The sequence below is a fragment of the Variovorax paradoxus genome (genome assembly GCF_030811855.1).
Lineage (GTDB): Bacteria > Pseudomonadota > Gammaproteobacteria > Burkholderiales > Burkholderiaceae_C > Variovorax > Variovorax paradoxus_L.
In genome coordinates, this window is sequence record NZ_JAUSRN010000005.1 from 92,678 (window position 1) to 108,410 (window position 15,733).

Sequence of the window (15,733 nt, forward strand, 5' to 3'; positions counted from 1 at the left end):
CGGCGAGGCATATGGCGACTGGCACAGCCGAACCGCCTTGCAAATCGGCTACGCTGCGCGTGCTTCAAGGTGGAGAAAAAAATTGAAAAGAACCATTCCAGCATTGCTTCTGGCCGGCAGTGCCTTTTTTGCCGCGCCGGGCCATGCCCTCCAGATCACCAGCCTGACGCCGCAAGGCGAAGTGGCACGCGTGCGACAGATCGTTGCCAAGTTCGACCAGCCGGCCGTCAATTTCGGTGACCCGAAGGCGCCCGCGCCGCTCGCGGTGAGCTGCTCCGACGCGCAAGCCGGCAAGGGAACGGGGCGTTGGACCGATGCGAAAGCCTGGGTCTACGACTTCGAGAACGACCTGCCGCCCGGCGTGCGCTGCACCGTCACGCGCATCCCAACCTTCAAGCCTGCTTCGGGCGGCGAGCTGACTGGACCCGATCGCTATCAGTTCAATAGCGGAGGCCCGTTCGTGCGAAATTTCATGCCGGGCAGCTACGAACGAATCGACGAACAGCAGATGTTCGTGCTCGAACTCAACGGCGCCGCCACCCTGGAAAGCGTGCGCCAGAACGTCTGGTGCGCGGCCGATGGCGTCGGCGAACGCATCCCCGTCAAACTGCTCGACGGTGAGCAGCGCGCGGGCCTTCTCAAGGCCTTCGGCCGCGACAAGGACGCCGCCAAGGACCCGCTGCGCTTCATTGCGCTGCAATGCAACCGCACGCTCACGCCCGGCAGCAAGGTGCAGATCGTCTACGGCAAAGGCGTGGCAACGCCCTCGGGTGTGGCCAACAACGTAGAGCGCCGACTGGGCTTCCAGGTGCGCGAGCCGTTCGCCGTCTCGTTCAGCTGCGAACGCGAGAACGCGCAGGCCGCCTGCCTGCCGCTGCGGCCGATGCAGCTGCAGTTCAATGCGCCCATCACGCGCAAGCTGGCCGCGCAGATCCAGCTCAAGGGCGGCAGCAAGACGTTGGCCGCCACGCTCGAGAACGACGGCAGCAAGCCCAGCGAAGACGACGTGGTCAGCTCGGCGAGCTTCCCGCCGCCGTTCGCGGAAGACACCAAGTTCACCATCGAACTGCCCGCCAAGTTCGAGGACGCATCGGGCCGGCCGCTGGCCTCGCCCGGCACCTTTCCGCTGAAGGTGGCGACCGGCGCCATGCCGCCGCTGGCCAAGTTCGCGGCCTCGCCTTTCGGTGTGGTCGAGCGGCTGGCCGAACCCGGTACCCCGGCCATGATGCCGGTGACCGTGCGCCGCGTGGAGCCCGCACTCATGGTGCAGGCGCTCACGCCCGGCAAGGTCAGCGACATGAACCCCAAGACCGATGCTGAAATCATCGCGTGGTTTCGCAAGGTGCGCCGCTACGACAACTACACCATCTCGCGCGAACAGGCGCGCAAGGACATCAACGGCACGCTGCCGCCTGTCATCGACAAGGACGACCGCACCAGCCTGCAGACCCGCATGTTGTCCCTGCTTGCAGGCCAACCCGGCGTGAAGGCGCTCGACATGCCCAAGGCCGAGAGCGGCGATCCGCGGCCCTTCGAAGTCATCGGCATTCCGCTCACGCCCGGTTTCCACGTGCTCGAGATCGCTTCGCAGAAGCTGGGCGACGCGCTGCTCGACGAGCGCTACGGCGCGAGCCGCACGATGTACGTGCGCACCACGGCGCTGGCCACCAACCTGGCGGTGCACTTCAAGCTTGGCCGCGAGAACTCGATGGCCTGGGTCACCACGCTCGACAAGGGCAAGGTGGTGCCGAACGCCGAGGTGCGCGTGTCCGGCTGCGACGGCAAGGCCGTGGCCAGCGGCACCACCGATGCCCGGGGCATCGTCACCCTGGCAGGCATCTCGCCCGAGGCGCCCAGCTGCAACGGCCCGGACGAATACAACAGCGGCGCATGGTTCGTCAGCGCCCGCGCCAAGGACGACAAGGGCGTCGAGGACCTCGCCTTCACCTGGAGCGACTGGCAGCGTGGCATCGAGCCCTGGCGCTTCAACGTGCCCACCAACCTGCAGCCCGAGCCCGACCGCGTGGCGCACACCATCTTCGACCGCACCTTGCTGCGCGCCGGCGAAACGGTGTCGATGAAGCACCTGATCCGCACCCAGACCAGCAAGGGGTTCGGCCTGCCCGAGAACCGGCCCGACACGCTGGTGGTGACCCACACCGGCAGCGGCCAGCGCTTCACGCAGCCTCTGGCCTGGCGCAAGACGCCGACTGGCGGCCTGAGCGCGGAGAACACCTTTGCCATACCGCCGGCCGCCAAGCTCGGCGTGTACGAAGTGATGCTGCGCACCGGCAAGGGCAAGGACGCCGACAGCGGCGACTCCGAAGGCGACGGCGACGAGAGCGGCCGCAATCGCAGCTTCTCCACCGGCCAGTTCCGCGTCGAGGAATTCCGCCTGCCCGTGCTCGAAGGCCGCATTGCCCCCACCGACAAGAAGCCGCTGGTGAACGTGCTCTCGGTGCCGGCCGACGTGCAGATCAACTACGTGGCCGGAGGCGGCGCCGCCAACCTGCCGGTGCGCGTGTCGGCCATGGTGCGCGGCAAGAGCCTGAGCTTTGCCGACCATGACGCCTTCAGCTTCAACCCGCCGCGCGTACAGGCCGAGGGCGCGCAGGCGGCCGCCGCTGAGACAGCAGGCGGCGAAGAAGACATCAACAGCGCCAGCGACACCCGCGTGATTGCCGATAAGCTGCCCCTCACGCTCAACAAGGACGGCGCCGGCAAGGTCACGATCGACAAGGTGCCCAAGGTCAAGGCCGCGCGCGAGCTGCTGCTCGAGGCCACCTATGCCGATCCGAACGGCGAGGTGCAGACCATCCGCAGCACGCAGACGCTGTGGCCCGCGTCGGTCATTGCAGGCATCAAGACCGAAGGCTGGGTCTCGACGAGCCAGAAGCTCAAGTACCAGGCGCTCGCGCTCGACCTTTCGGGCAAGCCCCAGGCCGGCGTCACGCTCAACGTGCGCGCCGTGGCGCGCATCACCACCACCAGCCGCAAGCGCATGGTGGGCGGTTTCTACACCTACGACAACAAGACGGAGACCAAGGACATCGGCACCGTCTGCAGCGGCAAGAGCGATGCACGCGGCCTGCTGCTGTGCGAGTCCGAGCTGAAGGAGCCCGGCGAGGTCGAGCTGGTGGCCAGCGCCACCGACAGCGAAGGCCGCGACAGCCGCGCCGCCAGCTCGGTGTACGTCACCAAGCAGGGCGAACTCTGGTTTGGCGGCGAGGACAACGACCGCATCGACGTGCTGCCCGAGAAGAAGAGCTACCAGCCCGGTGAGACGGCCAAGTTCCAGGTGCGCAGCCCGTTCCGCTTTGCCACCGCGCTGGTATCGGTCGAACGCGAAGGCATCATCGAGACCCAGGTGGTGCAGCTCGACGGCAAGGACCCGACCGTGAGCCTGCAGGTCAAGCCCGAGTGGGGACCGAACGCCTACGTGAGCGTGCTCGCGCTGCGCGGCCGCCTGCGAGAAGTGCCGTGGTACAGCTTCTTCACCTGGGGCTTCAAGGCACCGCGCGAGTGGTGGACCGCCTTCTGGTACGAAGGCAAGGAATACGTCGCGCCCACTGCAATGGTCGACCTGAGCAAGCCCGCCTACCGCCTCGGCATGGCCGAGATTCGCGTCGGCACTCGCGCGCACCAGATCGACGTGACCGTGACCAGCGACAAGCCCAGCTACCCGGTGCGCAGCAAGGCGCAGATCACCATCTCCGCCAAGCTGCCCGACGGCAAGCCTGCGGCCGGTGCCGAAGTGGCGTTGGCCGCGGTTGACCAGGCCCTGCTAGAGCTGATGCCCAACGACAGCTGGAACCTGCTCAACGCCATGCTGCAACGGCGCAGCTGGGGCGTCTCCACCTCCACCGCGCAGATGGAAATCGTCGGCCGACGCCATTACGGGCGCAAGGCCGTGCCCGCGGGCGGCGGCGGCGGCAAGGGGCAGACGCGCGAGCTGCTCGACACGCTGCTGCTGTGGAACCCGAAGGTGGTGCTCGACGCCAACGGCCAGGCCGTGGTGACGGTGCCGCTCAACGACGCGCTCACCACTTTCAAGATCGTGGCCGTGGCCGATTCGGGCACCAGCCTCTTCGGCACCGGCCAGGCCAGCATCCAGGCCACGCAAGACTTGCAGATCATCAGCGGCCTGCCGCCGCTGGTGCGCGAGGACGACCAGTTCCGCGCCCAGATCACGCTGCGCAACACCACGCAAAAACCCATGAAGGTGGAAGCCACGCCGCGCGCCACGCTGCTCACACTGGAGACGCAGACGGTGGACATCCCGGCCGGCGAAGCGCGTGAAGTCGCATGGACCGTGACCGCACCCGCGCAGCTCGCGCAGACGCGTGCCGAAGCCATCCTGTGGGAGATCGAGGCGAAAGACACGCTCGGCGGCGCACGCGATGCGCTCAAGGTGCGCCAGCGCATCGTGCCCTCGGTGCCGCTCACGGTGCAGCAGGCCACGCTGGTGCAGGTCGATGGCCCCTTCACGCTCGACGTGGCACCGCCCGCCGACGCCCTGCCCGGCCGCGGCGGCCTGAAGCTTTCTCTGCAACCCAAGCTCGCCGAAGGCCTGCCGGGCGTGCGCGACTGGTTCGCCAACTACCCCTTCGCCTGCCTCGAACAGAAGACCAGCAAGTCGGTCGGCCTGCGGGACGCGAAGATGTGGCAGGGCGTGCTGGCCCAGCTGCCGACCTACCTGGACAGCGACGGCCTGGCCAGCTACTTTCCGCCGCGCGACGGCGAGTCCAACCGCGGCAGCGACATCCTGACCTCCTACCTGCTCGCGGCAACGCATGAGGCGGCGGCGCTGAACCCGGCCTTTGCGCTGCCCGACGAAGCGCGCGCGCCAATGGAATCCGGCCTCATCGCTTTTGTCGAAGGCCGCATCCAGCGCGAGTTCTGGAGCCCGCGCAAGGACCTGGACGTGCGCAAGCTCGCCGCGCTCGAGGCCCTGTCGCGCTACGGCACGGCCAAGGGCAGCATGCTCGGCAGCATCACCATTGCGCCGAACCAGTGGCCCACCGGCGCCGTGATCGACTGGCTCAACATCCTGAAGCGCGTGCAGGACGTGCCGCAACGCCAGCAGCGGCTGGATGAAGCCAACAACGTGCTAAAGGCGCGCCTGTCGTACCAGGGCACCAAGCTGGTCTTCAGCACCGAGCAGGATGACTACTGGTGGTGGCTCATGACCAACGGCGACGTCAACACCGCGCGGCTCCTGCTCAGCGTAATGGACGATCCGGCCTGGAAGGACGATATCGGCAAGCTGGCCAACGGCTTCATCGGACGCCAGCAGAACGGCGCCTGGCACACCACCACCGCCAACCTGTGGGGCGGGCTCGCACTCGAAAAGTTCTCCAAGGTGTTCGAAAGCACGCCGGTGGCCGGCGTCACCGCCGCCACGCTGGGTGCCGTGAAGGCCCAGGTCGACTGGCGCAACGTCACGCGCGTGAAGACCACCGACGCGGCCGGTGCACCGAACCAGGCCACTTTCTATGGCGCGCCTGCTTCGCCGGGCAACCTGAAGAACAACACCATGTTCATGCCCTGGGCTGCATCACCCACCGGCGCACCGGTGCGCGACACTCTGCTTGTCACCCAGCAAGGCACCGGCAAGCCATGGCTCACGATGCAGTCGATTGCCGCAGTGCAGTTGAAGGCGCCGTTCGCTGCGGGATATGCCATCAAGAAGACCATCACGCCGGTCGAGCAGGCCACGGCGGGCAAGTACACACGCGGCGACGTGCTGCGCGTGACCGTCGAGGTGAACGCCAGCGCGGACATGACCTGGGTCGTGGTGAGCGACCCGATTCCGGGCGGCGCCACCATCCTGGGCAGCGGCCTGGGCCGCGACTCGCAGATTGCCACGCAAGGCGAAAAGAAGTCGGGCGCCGGCTGGCCGGCGTTCGAGGAGCGCAGCTTCGAGGCCTTCCGCAGCTACTACGAATACCTGCCCAAGGGTGTGGTCAAGGTCGAGTACACCGTGCGTCTGAACAACGTGGGCGACTTCGCGCTGCCGCCGAGCCGCGTCGAGGCGATGTATGCGCCGGAGATGTTCGGCGAGACGCCGAATGCGCGCGTGAAGGTGGAAGCTGCGAAGTAAGGCTTGGCGGGGGTTGCTTTTCTATGCAGCCCCCGCTGTCGCAAGCGCCCGTTGGTACACGGCAAGGTTCTCATCCGAGAAGCAGCAGAACGTGACCTCCTGCACGCTTGTGCCTGCCGCCAGCGCCGACTGAACCGTGGCCACCGCGATGGGCGCTGCGAGTTCGATCGGGTAGCCGTAGATGCCCGTGCTGATCGATGGAAACGCGACCGTCCGTGCGCCGCACTGCGCTGCGATTTCCATCGACTTCCAATAGCACGATGCGAGCATTTCGGGCTCGCCATTCGAGCCGCCGCGCCAGAACGGCCCGACGGTGTGAATGACGAACCGGGCCGGAAGCCGATAGCCCTTGGTCAGCTTGGCGTCGCCGGTCTTGCAACCCCCCAGCAGGCGGCACTCATGCACGAGCTCGGGTCCGGCCGCGCGATGGATGGCGCCATCGACGCCGCCACCGCCCAGCAGCGAAGAATTTGCCGCATTGACGATCGCATCGACCCTCAGCGTGGTGATGTCGCCGCGAATGGCACGAAGAGCTTTCTGCATGGTGTGGCCCCTAGGCACGGATCAGACCACAGGCGCGGTGAACGCGATGAGCTTGCCCATGTTGCTGACGAAGCTCGCCACCGTGATCCCCTGCGGCTGCTCCTTCTTCACGTAAGGCTCGATCAGCGGCGGGTCCGCCGGATCGTAGGGCGAGGTGTCGAATACATCGCCCACGTGCTTGCTGCGATAGGCATCGCCCGTGTACGGCGTGGTGGGCCCATCGCCCTTGTAGGGGTTGGTCACGGCCGACAGCGGCGTGAGCCAGTAGCCCTTCGGGTCGAGCTTGTCCATTACCGCCACCGCATCCGTCGCGGTCACGGTAGGGCTGGTCATCACGCGGTCGGCGAACAGGTCGGCAAAGTCCACCTCGCGTAGCGAGAAGTACTTTGGCAGCGGCCTTTGCTCTCCGTGCAGCAGCGGAGACGCCGCAACCATCTGCTGGATGGCGGCGTCGCTCATGCCGTTGAGCTGGGCGTAGGTCTGGCGCATGCCCGCGATGTCGATGCTGCGGCCCGCCGAGTAGTGGCTCGGCGTGGCGCGATGGTCATGGTCGACGTAGTAGGCGCCGTTGTGGATGTTCGAGCCGTAGCGGTGCACGAAGCGCGGCTGGTTGGTGCCGAGCTCCACGAAGGTGGGATGCGTGCGCCCCTTGAGCAGCGGGTTCTCCGCGATCATGGTGTCGGTGAGCTTGCAGCTGTCCAGCCAGTCGAGCGCCTCCGGCACGCGTGCCAGGTAGCCGCGATCGCCCGTGAGGCGGAAATAGTTGAACAGCTGCTGCACGTTGGTCTGCGTGGTGTGCGTGGCAAGCGATCTCGGCTCGTAGCTGCGCGCGCCGGCGGGCTCCCCGGCCAGGCGGCCGTTCTGGTCCGTCGCTAAGTGCTGCAAGCCCCAGCCGGCCTGCGGCCCCGGCTGCTGCATGCGGCGCAGGCAGTCCATCGCGCGGGTGATGTACGGCACCAGGCTCTGGTCGCCGAGGGCCACCACGCACATCAGCAGGAACTTGATGTTCTCGCCCGCCACGTCGTCGTTGAAGGTGACGTGGCGCGTGTAGTCGCCGTCCTCCATGCCCGCCGTGGCGCCCGCGGGAAGCTGCTGCGGATTGGGCAGGGGCATCGACGAGATCGCATCGGGCGACGGCGGATAGCGCTGCGGCCAGCCGCCTTCGGCCACTCCGCCGACGAACTGCGCCTGCGTGACGAAGCCGATGGCTTTTTGCAGCGCCGCCAAAAAGCGCTGATCTTTCTTCTCCAGATACATGCGTAGCATGAACTGCGACGACACCGCCGTGCCCGCGTCGTCGAAGGTGGCGTTGCCGTAGTAGTGCTGGAACTCTTCGAGCCGCCAGCCGTTGGCGCCCACGGTGGCGTACCAGTCGCGCAGCGACGTTTCGCCGGCAAAGTCGTGGATGTAGTTCCAGCCGCCCGAGGGGTGCTGCGCCTCGATGAGCGCGAGCCCCGTGCGCTCGGCGGCGTTGTAGAAGAGTTCGTCGCCCGTCGCGTGATACGCGTCGAGCATGCAGTGCCCCGCGGTCGGCGTGCCGGGCGGCTGGATCCAGCACATGGTGCGGCGCGCCTCCATCTCGCCCCAGATGGTCGAGAAGTCCGGCATGTAGGCCCATACGTAGCCGCCGCGGTACGACACCGTTTCGTCCATGAAGCCGGCGGCGCGGCGCATCGCCTTGCGCGCCAGCACCTCGGTGCTTGGCGGCTGTTCCGGGGCTGGAGCCGGGGCCGGCGGGGGAACGGGGAACGGGGGAAAGGTGGGGCCATCTCCGCCGCCGCCTCCGCATGCGCTCAGCGCCAGCGGAGAAAGGGTCGAGATGACGAAGTTCCTGCGTTTCATCTTTTGTCTCCAGTTGTAGAGCGGTTCAGCCGCTTTGGTACTTTTCAACTCATACGATGTCCGATGAGTCACTGGAAATTCTGCCATTTCTGGCAGATCTAGCTTCAAGTTGTACGACAACTAAAGATGCAAGATGGGCTGCTTTTTTGTATGCAAATGTTTTGTAGGAAGGAGTCCGGGGCGTGCGCCCCGGAAGGGGCAGGCCAAAGAGGCCTAGCGGTAGAACGCTTCGACCCGGCCCTTCAGCTTGATCAAGAGCGGCTTGCCCTTGCGGTCCACCGTCTTGCCCGCGGGCACCTTGATCCAGCCTTCGCTGATGCAGTATTCCTCCACGTCGAGGCGTTCCTTGTCGTTGAAACGAATGCCGACGTCGTGCTCGAAAACGGCCGCCACGTGATGCGGGCTGCGCGGGTCGCAGGAGAGGTGGTCGGGAAGAGGCGGGAGAGGAGTGGCTTCTGTCATGACGCGGATGATATGGCGTCTCTCCGAAGCCCCGGCCGACGCCCTGCGCCAGCAGCTAGCGCTTCTTCTTCGTCGTTCGGGCCGCAGGCTTCGGTGCAAAGCCCAGCGACGCGCGCGCGAGCGCATCGGCCTCTTGGTTGCGGTGCCGCGGCACCCATCGCAGGTTCGCCTCCTCGAACGAACCCAGCAGCGCACGGGCATCTTCGAACAGGCCGGCCATGCGTGCGATCGGCCTCGCCCCGGGCGCGCCGAGCTGCTCGACGAGGATGCTGTTGTCGGTATAGGCCAGCACGGCCGTCGCGCCCCTTGCCTTCAGTTCTTCGAGCGCGAGCGTCAGCGCCCTCAGTTCAGCCTCGTTGTTGCAGCCAACGGCATGGCTCGCGAGCGACAAGGTATGGCGGGTGCCGTCGGGCTCGGTGATGACCGCGCCGGCTCCCATGCGGCCGGGGTTCGGCATCGCGCTGCCGTCGCAGTACACGGTCCAGTGGCTGGGTGGCATCGGCTCCCGCGGGCTCAGCAGTTGTTGCGCTTGATACCCGCCAGGTTCTGGCAGGGCCGCTGGCCCGGCGGCGGACCCGGGTCCTCCTGCACCCGAGGGTGGCGCGGACGAACGATGGGACGGCCGCCGTCGTAGTACGGCTCCGGTCCCCAGCTGTAGACCGGCGGCGCCGCCTCAGGCGCTTGGCGCGGCTCGTCGACGTTGCGCGGAATGATGGCCGGGCCCTGCGGTGCGCTGCCGACCGCCGGCGGTGGCAATGCCGCGCGCGGTGCGGGCATGTTCGCAGGCCGCCGCGCTTCGCCGGACGATGATGCCGACGGGATCACGGTCACCGGCTCGGTGAGCGGCACCTGGCGAGAGAGCCGGCTACCCGGCGGGCAAGGGCCGTCGGTGTAGACGATGGCTCCGCCGGCATCGGTGCAGCGCACTACCTCGGCAGCCTGCGCGCCCGTGGCAACGAGCGCGGCTGCGGCGGCCATGGCAACAAGGGCCGGAATGTAGAGAACCGATTTGCGCATCATGCGACCTCCGTTGTGGACTGCCGAAGACGACGTTGTGTCTCCCCTGGATTGCATTCTGGCCCGAAGTCGCGCGCCGCGCCGGCCCGCGTGGCCGTCGCGGTCTTCACGCCGAGAAGCGCAGACGCGCAGGGCCTGTTTCCATCCGCCCGATGACGGCGGCGTGCGCGAAGCCTTCGCTCCTGAACACCTGCAGCACCGCATCGGCCGATTCGGCCGCGCAGCTCACGAGCAGCCCGCCCGATGTCTGCGGATCGCTCAGCAGTGCCTGCGCGGTGGTGGGGAGGCCGCCGGCTAAATCGATTTCCTGGCCATAGCCGGCCCAGTTGCGCCCCGAAGCGCCGGTCACGAAACCGTCCGCCACCATCTCGGCAACACCGTCCAAGAGCGGCACGCGCGACCAGTCGATGGTGGCGGTGAGCCCGGCGCCTCGCGCGAGCTCCAGCGCATGGCCGGCCAGCCCAAAGCCCGTCACGTCGGTCAACGCGTGCACGTCCGGCATCGCGGCCAGCGCTATGCCCGGGGTGTTGAGCCGCGTGGTGTTCTCGATCAGCTGGCGGTAGCCGGCAAGCGACAGCTTCTCCTTCTTGAGCGCGGCCGAGAGCACGCCCACGCCCAGCGGCTTGCCCAGCACCAGCACGTCGCCGGCGCGCGCCTCGGCGTTGCGCTTGACCTGGAACGGATCGACCAGGCCCATCACCACCAGTCCGTAGATGGGCTCGACCGAATCGATGGTGTGCCCGCCCGCAATCGGGATGCCGGCCGCGCGGCACACGTCCTGCCCGCCGCGCACGATGTCGCCGATGACCGATACCGGCAGCTGGTTGACGGGCATCGCAACGAGCGCCAGCGCCATGATCGGCTTGCCGCCCATCGCGTAGACGTCGCTGATGGCGTTGGTGGCGGCAATGCGGCCGAACTCGTAGGGGTCGTCGACGATGGGCATGAAGAAGTCGGTCGTCGCGATCAGCGCCTGCTTGTCGTTCAGGCGGTACACGGCCGCATCGTCGGCGGTTTCAATGCCCACCATCAGCTCGGGCGGAATCAGGCCGCCGCCGCTGTTCTTCAAGATTTCCGACAGCACGCCGGGCGCGATCTTGCAGCCGCATCCGCCGCCATGCGAGAAGCTGGTGAGGCGCAGCGGCGCCAGCGGGTTGAGCGGGTTGGGGGCGGAAACTGTCGGTATGTCGGTCATGGCGCAATTCAGATCGGAGGCGGTCGTCCATTATCGAAGGGGGCCAGGAATGGCGTCCGCGCGCGGGTTTCTACAATCGAGGGTTGACCGTCCTCTCTAGCGCCACCCTGCGCCATTCCATGAAACCCCTCTTCCGCATTGCCCTTGCGCTTTCGCTCTCCGTCCTCGCCCTGGGTGCCTCGGCACAAGGCAAGGTGCTGCGCGTGTCCGCCATCCCCGACGAGGCGCCCACCGAACTGCAGCGCAAGTTCACGCCTCTGGGCGACTACCTGAAGAAGGAAACCGGCATGGACGTGCAGTTCACACCCGTGACCGACTACGCGGCCGTGGTCGAGGGCCTGGCGACGAACAAGATCGACCTGGCCTGGCTCGGCGGCTTCACCTTCGTGCAGGCCCGAATCCGCACCAATGGCGGCGCGGTGCCGATCGTGCAGCGTGCCGAAGACGAGGTGTTCACCAGCAAGTTCATCGTGCCGGTCGATAGCACCGCCAAGACGCTGGCCGATCTGAAGGGCAAGACCTTCGCGTTCGGCGCGCCCTCCTCCACCTCGGGCAGCCTGATGCCGCGCTATTTCCTGATGCAGGCGGGCATCGATCCCGAGAAGGACTTCAAGACCGTCGCTTTCTCGGGTGCGCACGACGCCACCGTGGCCTTCGTGGCCGCGTCGCGGGCCGAAGCCGGCGTGCTGAATGCGTCGGTGTGGGAGAAGCTGGTCGAAAGCAGGAACCCGAACGCCGCCAAGGTGCGCGTGCTGGCCACCACCCCCACCTACTACGACTACAACTGGACGGTGCGCCCCGGCCTCGACCCGGCACTGACCAAGAAGCTCACCGAGGCTTTCCTGAGGCTCGACCCCACGGACCCGGCCATGAAGGAGATCATGAACCTGCAGCGCGCGAGCAAGTTCGTGCCCACCAAGTCGTCGAACTACGACGGCATCGAAGCCGCAGCCAAGTCGGCCGGTCTGGTCAAGTGACACGGCCTGGGCGCGCCGCCGGAGCCGCCGCGTGAGCTTTTCGCTCGACGACGCCGGGCTGGTGCACCCGAACGGCCATCGCGCGCTGCAGGACGTGTCGCTCGCCGCGCGCGATGGCGATCGGTTGGCAGTCATCGGTCCCTCGGGTGCCGGCAAGACCACGCTGCTGCGCGTGCTCGGCGCCGCGCTGCGGCCGGGCGAAGGCACGGTGCAGCTGCTCGGCGAGGCGCCATGGCGGCTGGCCGCGCCGGCGCTGCGCAAGCTGCGGTCGCGCATCGGCACCGTGCACCAGAGCCCGCCGATCGCGCCGCGCCTGCGCGTGGTCACCGCCGTGCTCTCGGGGCGGCTCGGGCAATGGACCACGATGCGCGCGCTCGGCTCGCTGCTGCGCCCGTCGGACCTCGAAGGCGCGCACGAAGTTCTGTCGCGGCTCTCGCTCGAAGACCGGTTGTTCGACAGATGCGACCGGCTCTCGGGCGGCCAGCTTCAGCGCGTGGGCATTGCACGCGTGCTCTACCAGCGGCCCGCGCTGCTGCTGGCTGATGAGCCGGTGTCCGCGCTCGACCCGACACTGGCCGACGCCACGCTGCAGCAGCTGGTGGCGCAGAGCGAAGCAACGGGCGCCACTTTCGTGGCCTCCCTGCACGCGGTGGACCTGGCGCTGCGCTGGTTTCCGCGCATCGTGGGCATGCGCAGTGGGCAAGTGGTGTTCGACGAGCCCGTCGGCAACGTGACGGAGCCCATGCTCGCGGCGCTCTATGCGAGCGAAGGCGGACTGCCGATGCAGGCACCTGGGCTGCCTCTGGACATCGCACCCAGGACATTCGCCGCCGTTTCCGCGAATTCCGTCGAGCGCCCGGATTGCCTGTGACCACCGCGCAACCGCTGCCGCCACGCACGGCGCCCGCACTGCGCGATCCGCTGGCGCGCCGGCGCCTGGTCTGGCTCCTGGCCGCATTCGTTATCGCATGGCCGATGCTGCAGCTGTCGGGCTTCGCGCCCTCTGCACTGTTCGCGCCGGGCAACCTGCAGGTCATCGGCGGCTTCCTGGCCGGCTTCATGCCGCCCGAAACCGCGCCGGAGTTTCTTGCGATGCTGGGCAAGGCCACGCTGGAGACACTGGCCATGGCCACGGCCGGCACGGCGCTGGCGTTCGCCATCGGTGCGCCGCTGGCCTTCGTGACCACGCGCGCGCTCTCGGTGTCGCGCATCGGGCCCGGCCCGGGGCGTTCGCAAGCGGCCGTGGTGCGGCAAGTCGGGCGATCCTTGCTGATGGTGCTGCGCGCCATTCCCGAAATCGTCTGGGCGCTGGTCTTCGTGCGCGCGCTCGGCCTCGGCCCCGCGGCCGGCGTGTTGGCGCTGGCCATCACCTACGGCGGCATGCTCGGCAAGGTGTACGCCGAGGTGCTCGAATCGACCGACACGCGGCCTGCCCGTGCATTGATGGAAAGCGGCAGCGGCCGCATGGCCGCGCTGGTTTACGGCCTGTTGCCGCACTGCGGGCAGGAGCTCGTCTCGTACACCGTGTATCGGTGGGAGTGCGCCGTCAGGGCCTCGGTCGTGATGGGCTTCGTGGGCGCGGGCGGTTTGGGCCAGCTCATGGACCAGTCGATGAAGATGCTCAACGGTGGCGAAGCCAGCAGCATCCTGCTGGTGTTCCTGGTGCTGGTGCTGCTCGCGGACGCGCTGAGCAATGCGTTGCGCCGGTTGCTGGCATGAAAGGGCACGTGAAGTTGGCCGGACCGCCTCGCTGCATCCGCTGCTGGGCCACATCGGCGCTGGTGCTCGCGGGCGTGGTGGCAAGCTTCGCGTACCTGGCCATCGACTACAGCGCCCTCTTCACGTCCGAATCGATCGGCTTCATGGGCAAGTTCATCGCCGAGTTCTTTCCGCCGGATCTGTCGAGCGCCTTCCTTGCCAAGACGGCATGGGGCGCGCTGCAAACGCTCGCCGTGTCGGCGCTCGGCACGTTGCTCGCGGCCGCGGGCGCCGCCATGCTCGCACTGCCAGCTTCGGGGCGGTCGGGCCTGCTGGTGCGGCAGGGCTGCCGTTTTGTCCTGAACTTTCTGCGCAGCGTGCCCGAGCTGGTGTGGGCCGCGCTCATGGTGCTGGCCGCGGGCATCGGCCCCTTTGCCGGCGCGCTGGCGCTCGCGCTGCACACCACCGGCGTGCTCGGCCGCCTGTTCGCCGAAAGCCTGGAGAACGCGCCGCGCGAACCCGAGCAGGCGCTGGCGCTGGGCGGTGCCGGCGCGGTGGCGGCCTTCGGCTACGGCAGCCTTCCGCTCGTGCTGCCGCAATGGATCGCCTATGCGCTGTATCGTTGGGAAATGAACATCCGGATGGCCGCGGTGCTGGGCTTCGTCGGCGGCGGTGGCCTGGGGCAGCTTCTCTACTTTCACTTATCGATCTTTCAACAGCAGCAGGCCATGACCGTACTGATTGCAATGTTCGGGCTGGTGGCCCTCGTCGACCTGGCGAGCGGTCGGCTGCGGCGCAACCTAGGGCACGCCCATGCGTGAGCACGACAATCCGCGCCACCAGCCCACGCGCGTGGCCGACATGCACCGGTTCGACACCGTCATCGACGCGCGCTCGCCCTCCGAGTTCGCGCTCGACCACATTCCCGGGGCCATCAACTGCCCGGTGCTCGACGACGAAGAGCGCCGCATCGTCGGCACCATCTACAAGCAGACTGGCGCCTTCGAGGCGCGGCGCGTCGGCGGCGCGATGGTGGCCGCAAATCTCGCACGGCACCTGCGCGAGCGCTTTGCCGATCAGCCCGCCAATTGGCGCCCGCTCGTCTATTGCTGGCGCGGGGGACTGCGCAGCGGGTCGATGGTGACCTGGCTGCGCCTGGTCGGGTGGGACGCGCAGCAGCTTGCCGGCGGCTACAAGAGCTTTCGCCACCACGTGCTGGCGCAGATCGAAGCCACGGTGCCCAAGCTGGAGCTTCGGGTGATCTGCGGCGCCACCGGCAGCGCGAAGACGCGCGTGCTGCAGGCGCTGGCGGCGCGCGGCGAGCAGGTGCTCGACCTGGAGCATTGCGCGAGCCACAAGGGCTCGCTGCTGGGCGCCCTGCCCGGCGTGCCGCAGCCTTCGCAAAAGCAGTTCGAGACACGCATCGCCACCTGCTTCGATGCGATCGACCCATCGCGCACGCTCTACGTCGAAGGCGAGAGCGCGCGCATCGGCCGGCTCTCGGTGCCGATTCCGCTGGTTGCGCACATGCGTGCGGCTGCGTGCATCGAAATCCAGGCCGATGCGGCCACGCGGCTCGACTACCTGCTGCGTGACTACGCCTACCTGGGCGACGACCGGGCTGCGCTCGCGGCCCAGCTCGAGAGGCTGAAGGAAATGCAGGGCAAGGCCGTGGTGCAGCGCTGGCAGGAATGGGCGCTCCAGGGCGATCTGCCGCCGCTCTTTGCGGAACTGATGGCGCTTCACTACGATCCGCACTATGAACGCTCGCAAGCGCGCCACTTCGAGAAATGGCCGCAGCGGCAGCAGGTGGCGGCACTCGCTCTCACGGACCCCGGCATCGAAGCCGTGGCGGACGCCATCCTGCGGTTGAACCCCGCCGGCTGACCGGCCACA

The 15,733-nt window shown here is 67.7% G+C and carries 12 protein-coding genes; 6 read left to right on the forward strand and 6 right to left on the reverse strand.

What is annotated here, in order from left to right:
• The first annotated feature begins 82 nt into the window (after window positions 1-82).
• Window positions 83-6,103, forward strand: coding sequence for an alpha-2-macroglobulin family protein (locus tag J2X92_RS11875; protein ID WP_307575912.1), 6,021 nt, complete (start codon window positions 83-85; stop codon window positions 6,101-6,103).
• Window positions 6,104-6,124: 21 nt separating this feature from the next.
• On the opposite strand, the gene J2X92_RS11880 is transcribed toward J2X92_RS11875, so the two are convergent.
• The 6 genes from J2X92_RS11880 to selD all read right to left on the reverse strand — a co-directional run bounded on the left by J2X92_RS11880 (window position 6,125) and on the right by selD (window position 11,162).
• Complete coding sequence (locus tag J2X92_RS11880) at window positions 6,125-6,646, reverse strand: O-acetyl-ADP-ribose deacetylase (protein WP_307575914.1); 522 nt, start codon at window positions 6,644-6,646, stop codon at window positions 6,125-6,127.
• Between the two features lie 21 nt (window positions 6,647-6,667).
• Window positions 6,668-8,488 carry a pectate lyase gene (locus J2X92_RS11885; protein WP_307575915.1) on the reverse strand — a complete coding sequence of 607 codons (1,821 nt, stop codon included), beginning with the start codon at window positions 8,486-8,488 and terminating at the stop codon, window positions 6,668-6,670.
• Window positions 8,489-8,701: 213 nt separating this feature from the next.
• Window positions 8,702-8,950 carry a DUF3297 family protein gene (locus J2X92_RS11890; protein WP_055804087.1) on the reverse strand — a complete coding sequence of 83 codons (249 nt, stop codon included), beginning with the start codon at window positions 8,948-8,950 and terminating at the stop codon, window positions 8,702-8,704.
• A 55-nt stretch (window positions 8,951-9,005) separates the two neighbouring features.
• A complete protein-coding gene (locus tag J2X92_RS11895) occupies window positions 9,006-9,449 on the reverse strand; it encodes a ribonuclease HI family protein (protein ID WP_307575917.1) in 444 nt (147 codons plus the stop codon).
• Window positions 9,450-9,463: 14 nt separating this feature from the next.
• The gene (locus J2X92_RS11900; protein ID WP_307575918.1) at window positions 9,464-9,967 is read right to left on the reverse strand and encodes a hypothetical protein; all 504 of its coding nucleotides are present in this window, start codon (window positions 9,965-9,967) and stop codon (window positions 9,464-9,466) included.
• A 106-nt stretch (window positions 9,968-10,073) separates the two neighbouring features.
• Window positions 10,074-11,162 (reverse strand): selenide, water dikinase SelD, encoded by a 1,089-nt coding sequence (selD, locus tag J2X92_RS11905; RefSeq protein ID WP_307575919.1) that lies wholly within the window; start codon window positions 11,160-11,162, stop codon window positions 10,074-10,076.
• Window positions 11,163-11,281: 119 nt separating this feature from the next.
• Here selD and J2X92_RS11910 point away from each other — a divergent pair, with 119 nt between their 5' ends.
• Genes J2X92_RS11910 through mnmH form a run of 5 tightly spaced genes read left to right on the forward strand, consistent with a single transcriptional unit; the run spans window position 11,282 to window position 15,724 of the window.
• On the forward strand, window positions 11,282-12,139 hold the full coding sequence (locus J2X92_RS11910; protein WP_307575920.1) for a putative selenate ABC transporter substrate-binding protein: 858 nt from the start codon (window positions 11,282-11,284) through the stop codon (window positions 12,137-12,139).
• Window positions 12,140-12,170: 31 nt separating this feature from the next.
• Window positions 12,171-13,010, forward strand: a complete 840-nt coding sequence (locus tag J2X92_RS11915) for a phosphonate ABC transporter ATP-binding protein (protein WP_307575922.1) — start codon at window positions 12,171-12,173, stop codon at window positions 13,008-13,010.
• Entirely contained in the window at window positions 13,007-13,858 is an 852-nt protein-coding gene (locus J2X92_RS11920; protein WP_307575923.1) for a PhnE/PtxC family ABC transporter permease, read from the forward strand. The genes J2X92_RS11915 and J2X92_RS11920 overlap by 4 nt, the downstream gene beginning before the upstream one ends.
• Window positions 13,855-14,658, forward strand: coding sequence for a phosphonate ABC transporter, permease protein PhnE (gene phnE, locus J2X92_RS11925; RefSeq protein ID WP_373424829.1), 804 nt, complete (start codon window positions 13,855-13,857; stop codon window positions 14,656-14,658). Before J2X92_RS11920 ends, phnE begins: the two co-directional genes overlap by 4 nt.
• The gene (gene mnmH, locus J2X92_RS11930) at window positions 14,651-15,724 is read left to right on the forward strand and encodes a tRNA 2-selenouridine(34) synthase MnmH (protein ID WP_307575925.1); all 1,074 of its coding nucleotides are present in this window, start codon (window positions 14,651-14,653) and stop codon (window positions 15,722-15,724) included. The genes phnE and mnmH overlap by 8 nt, the downstream gene beginning before the upstream one ends.
• The last annotated feature ends 9 nt before the right edge of the window (window positions 15,725-15,733 follow it).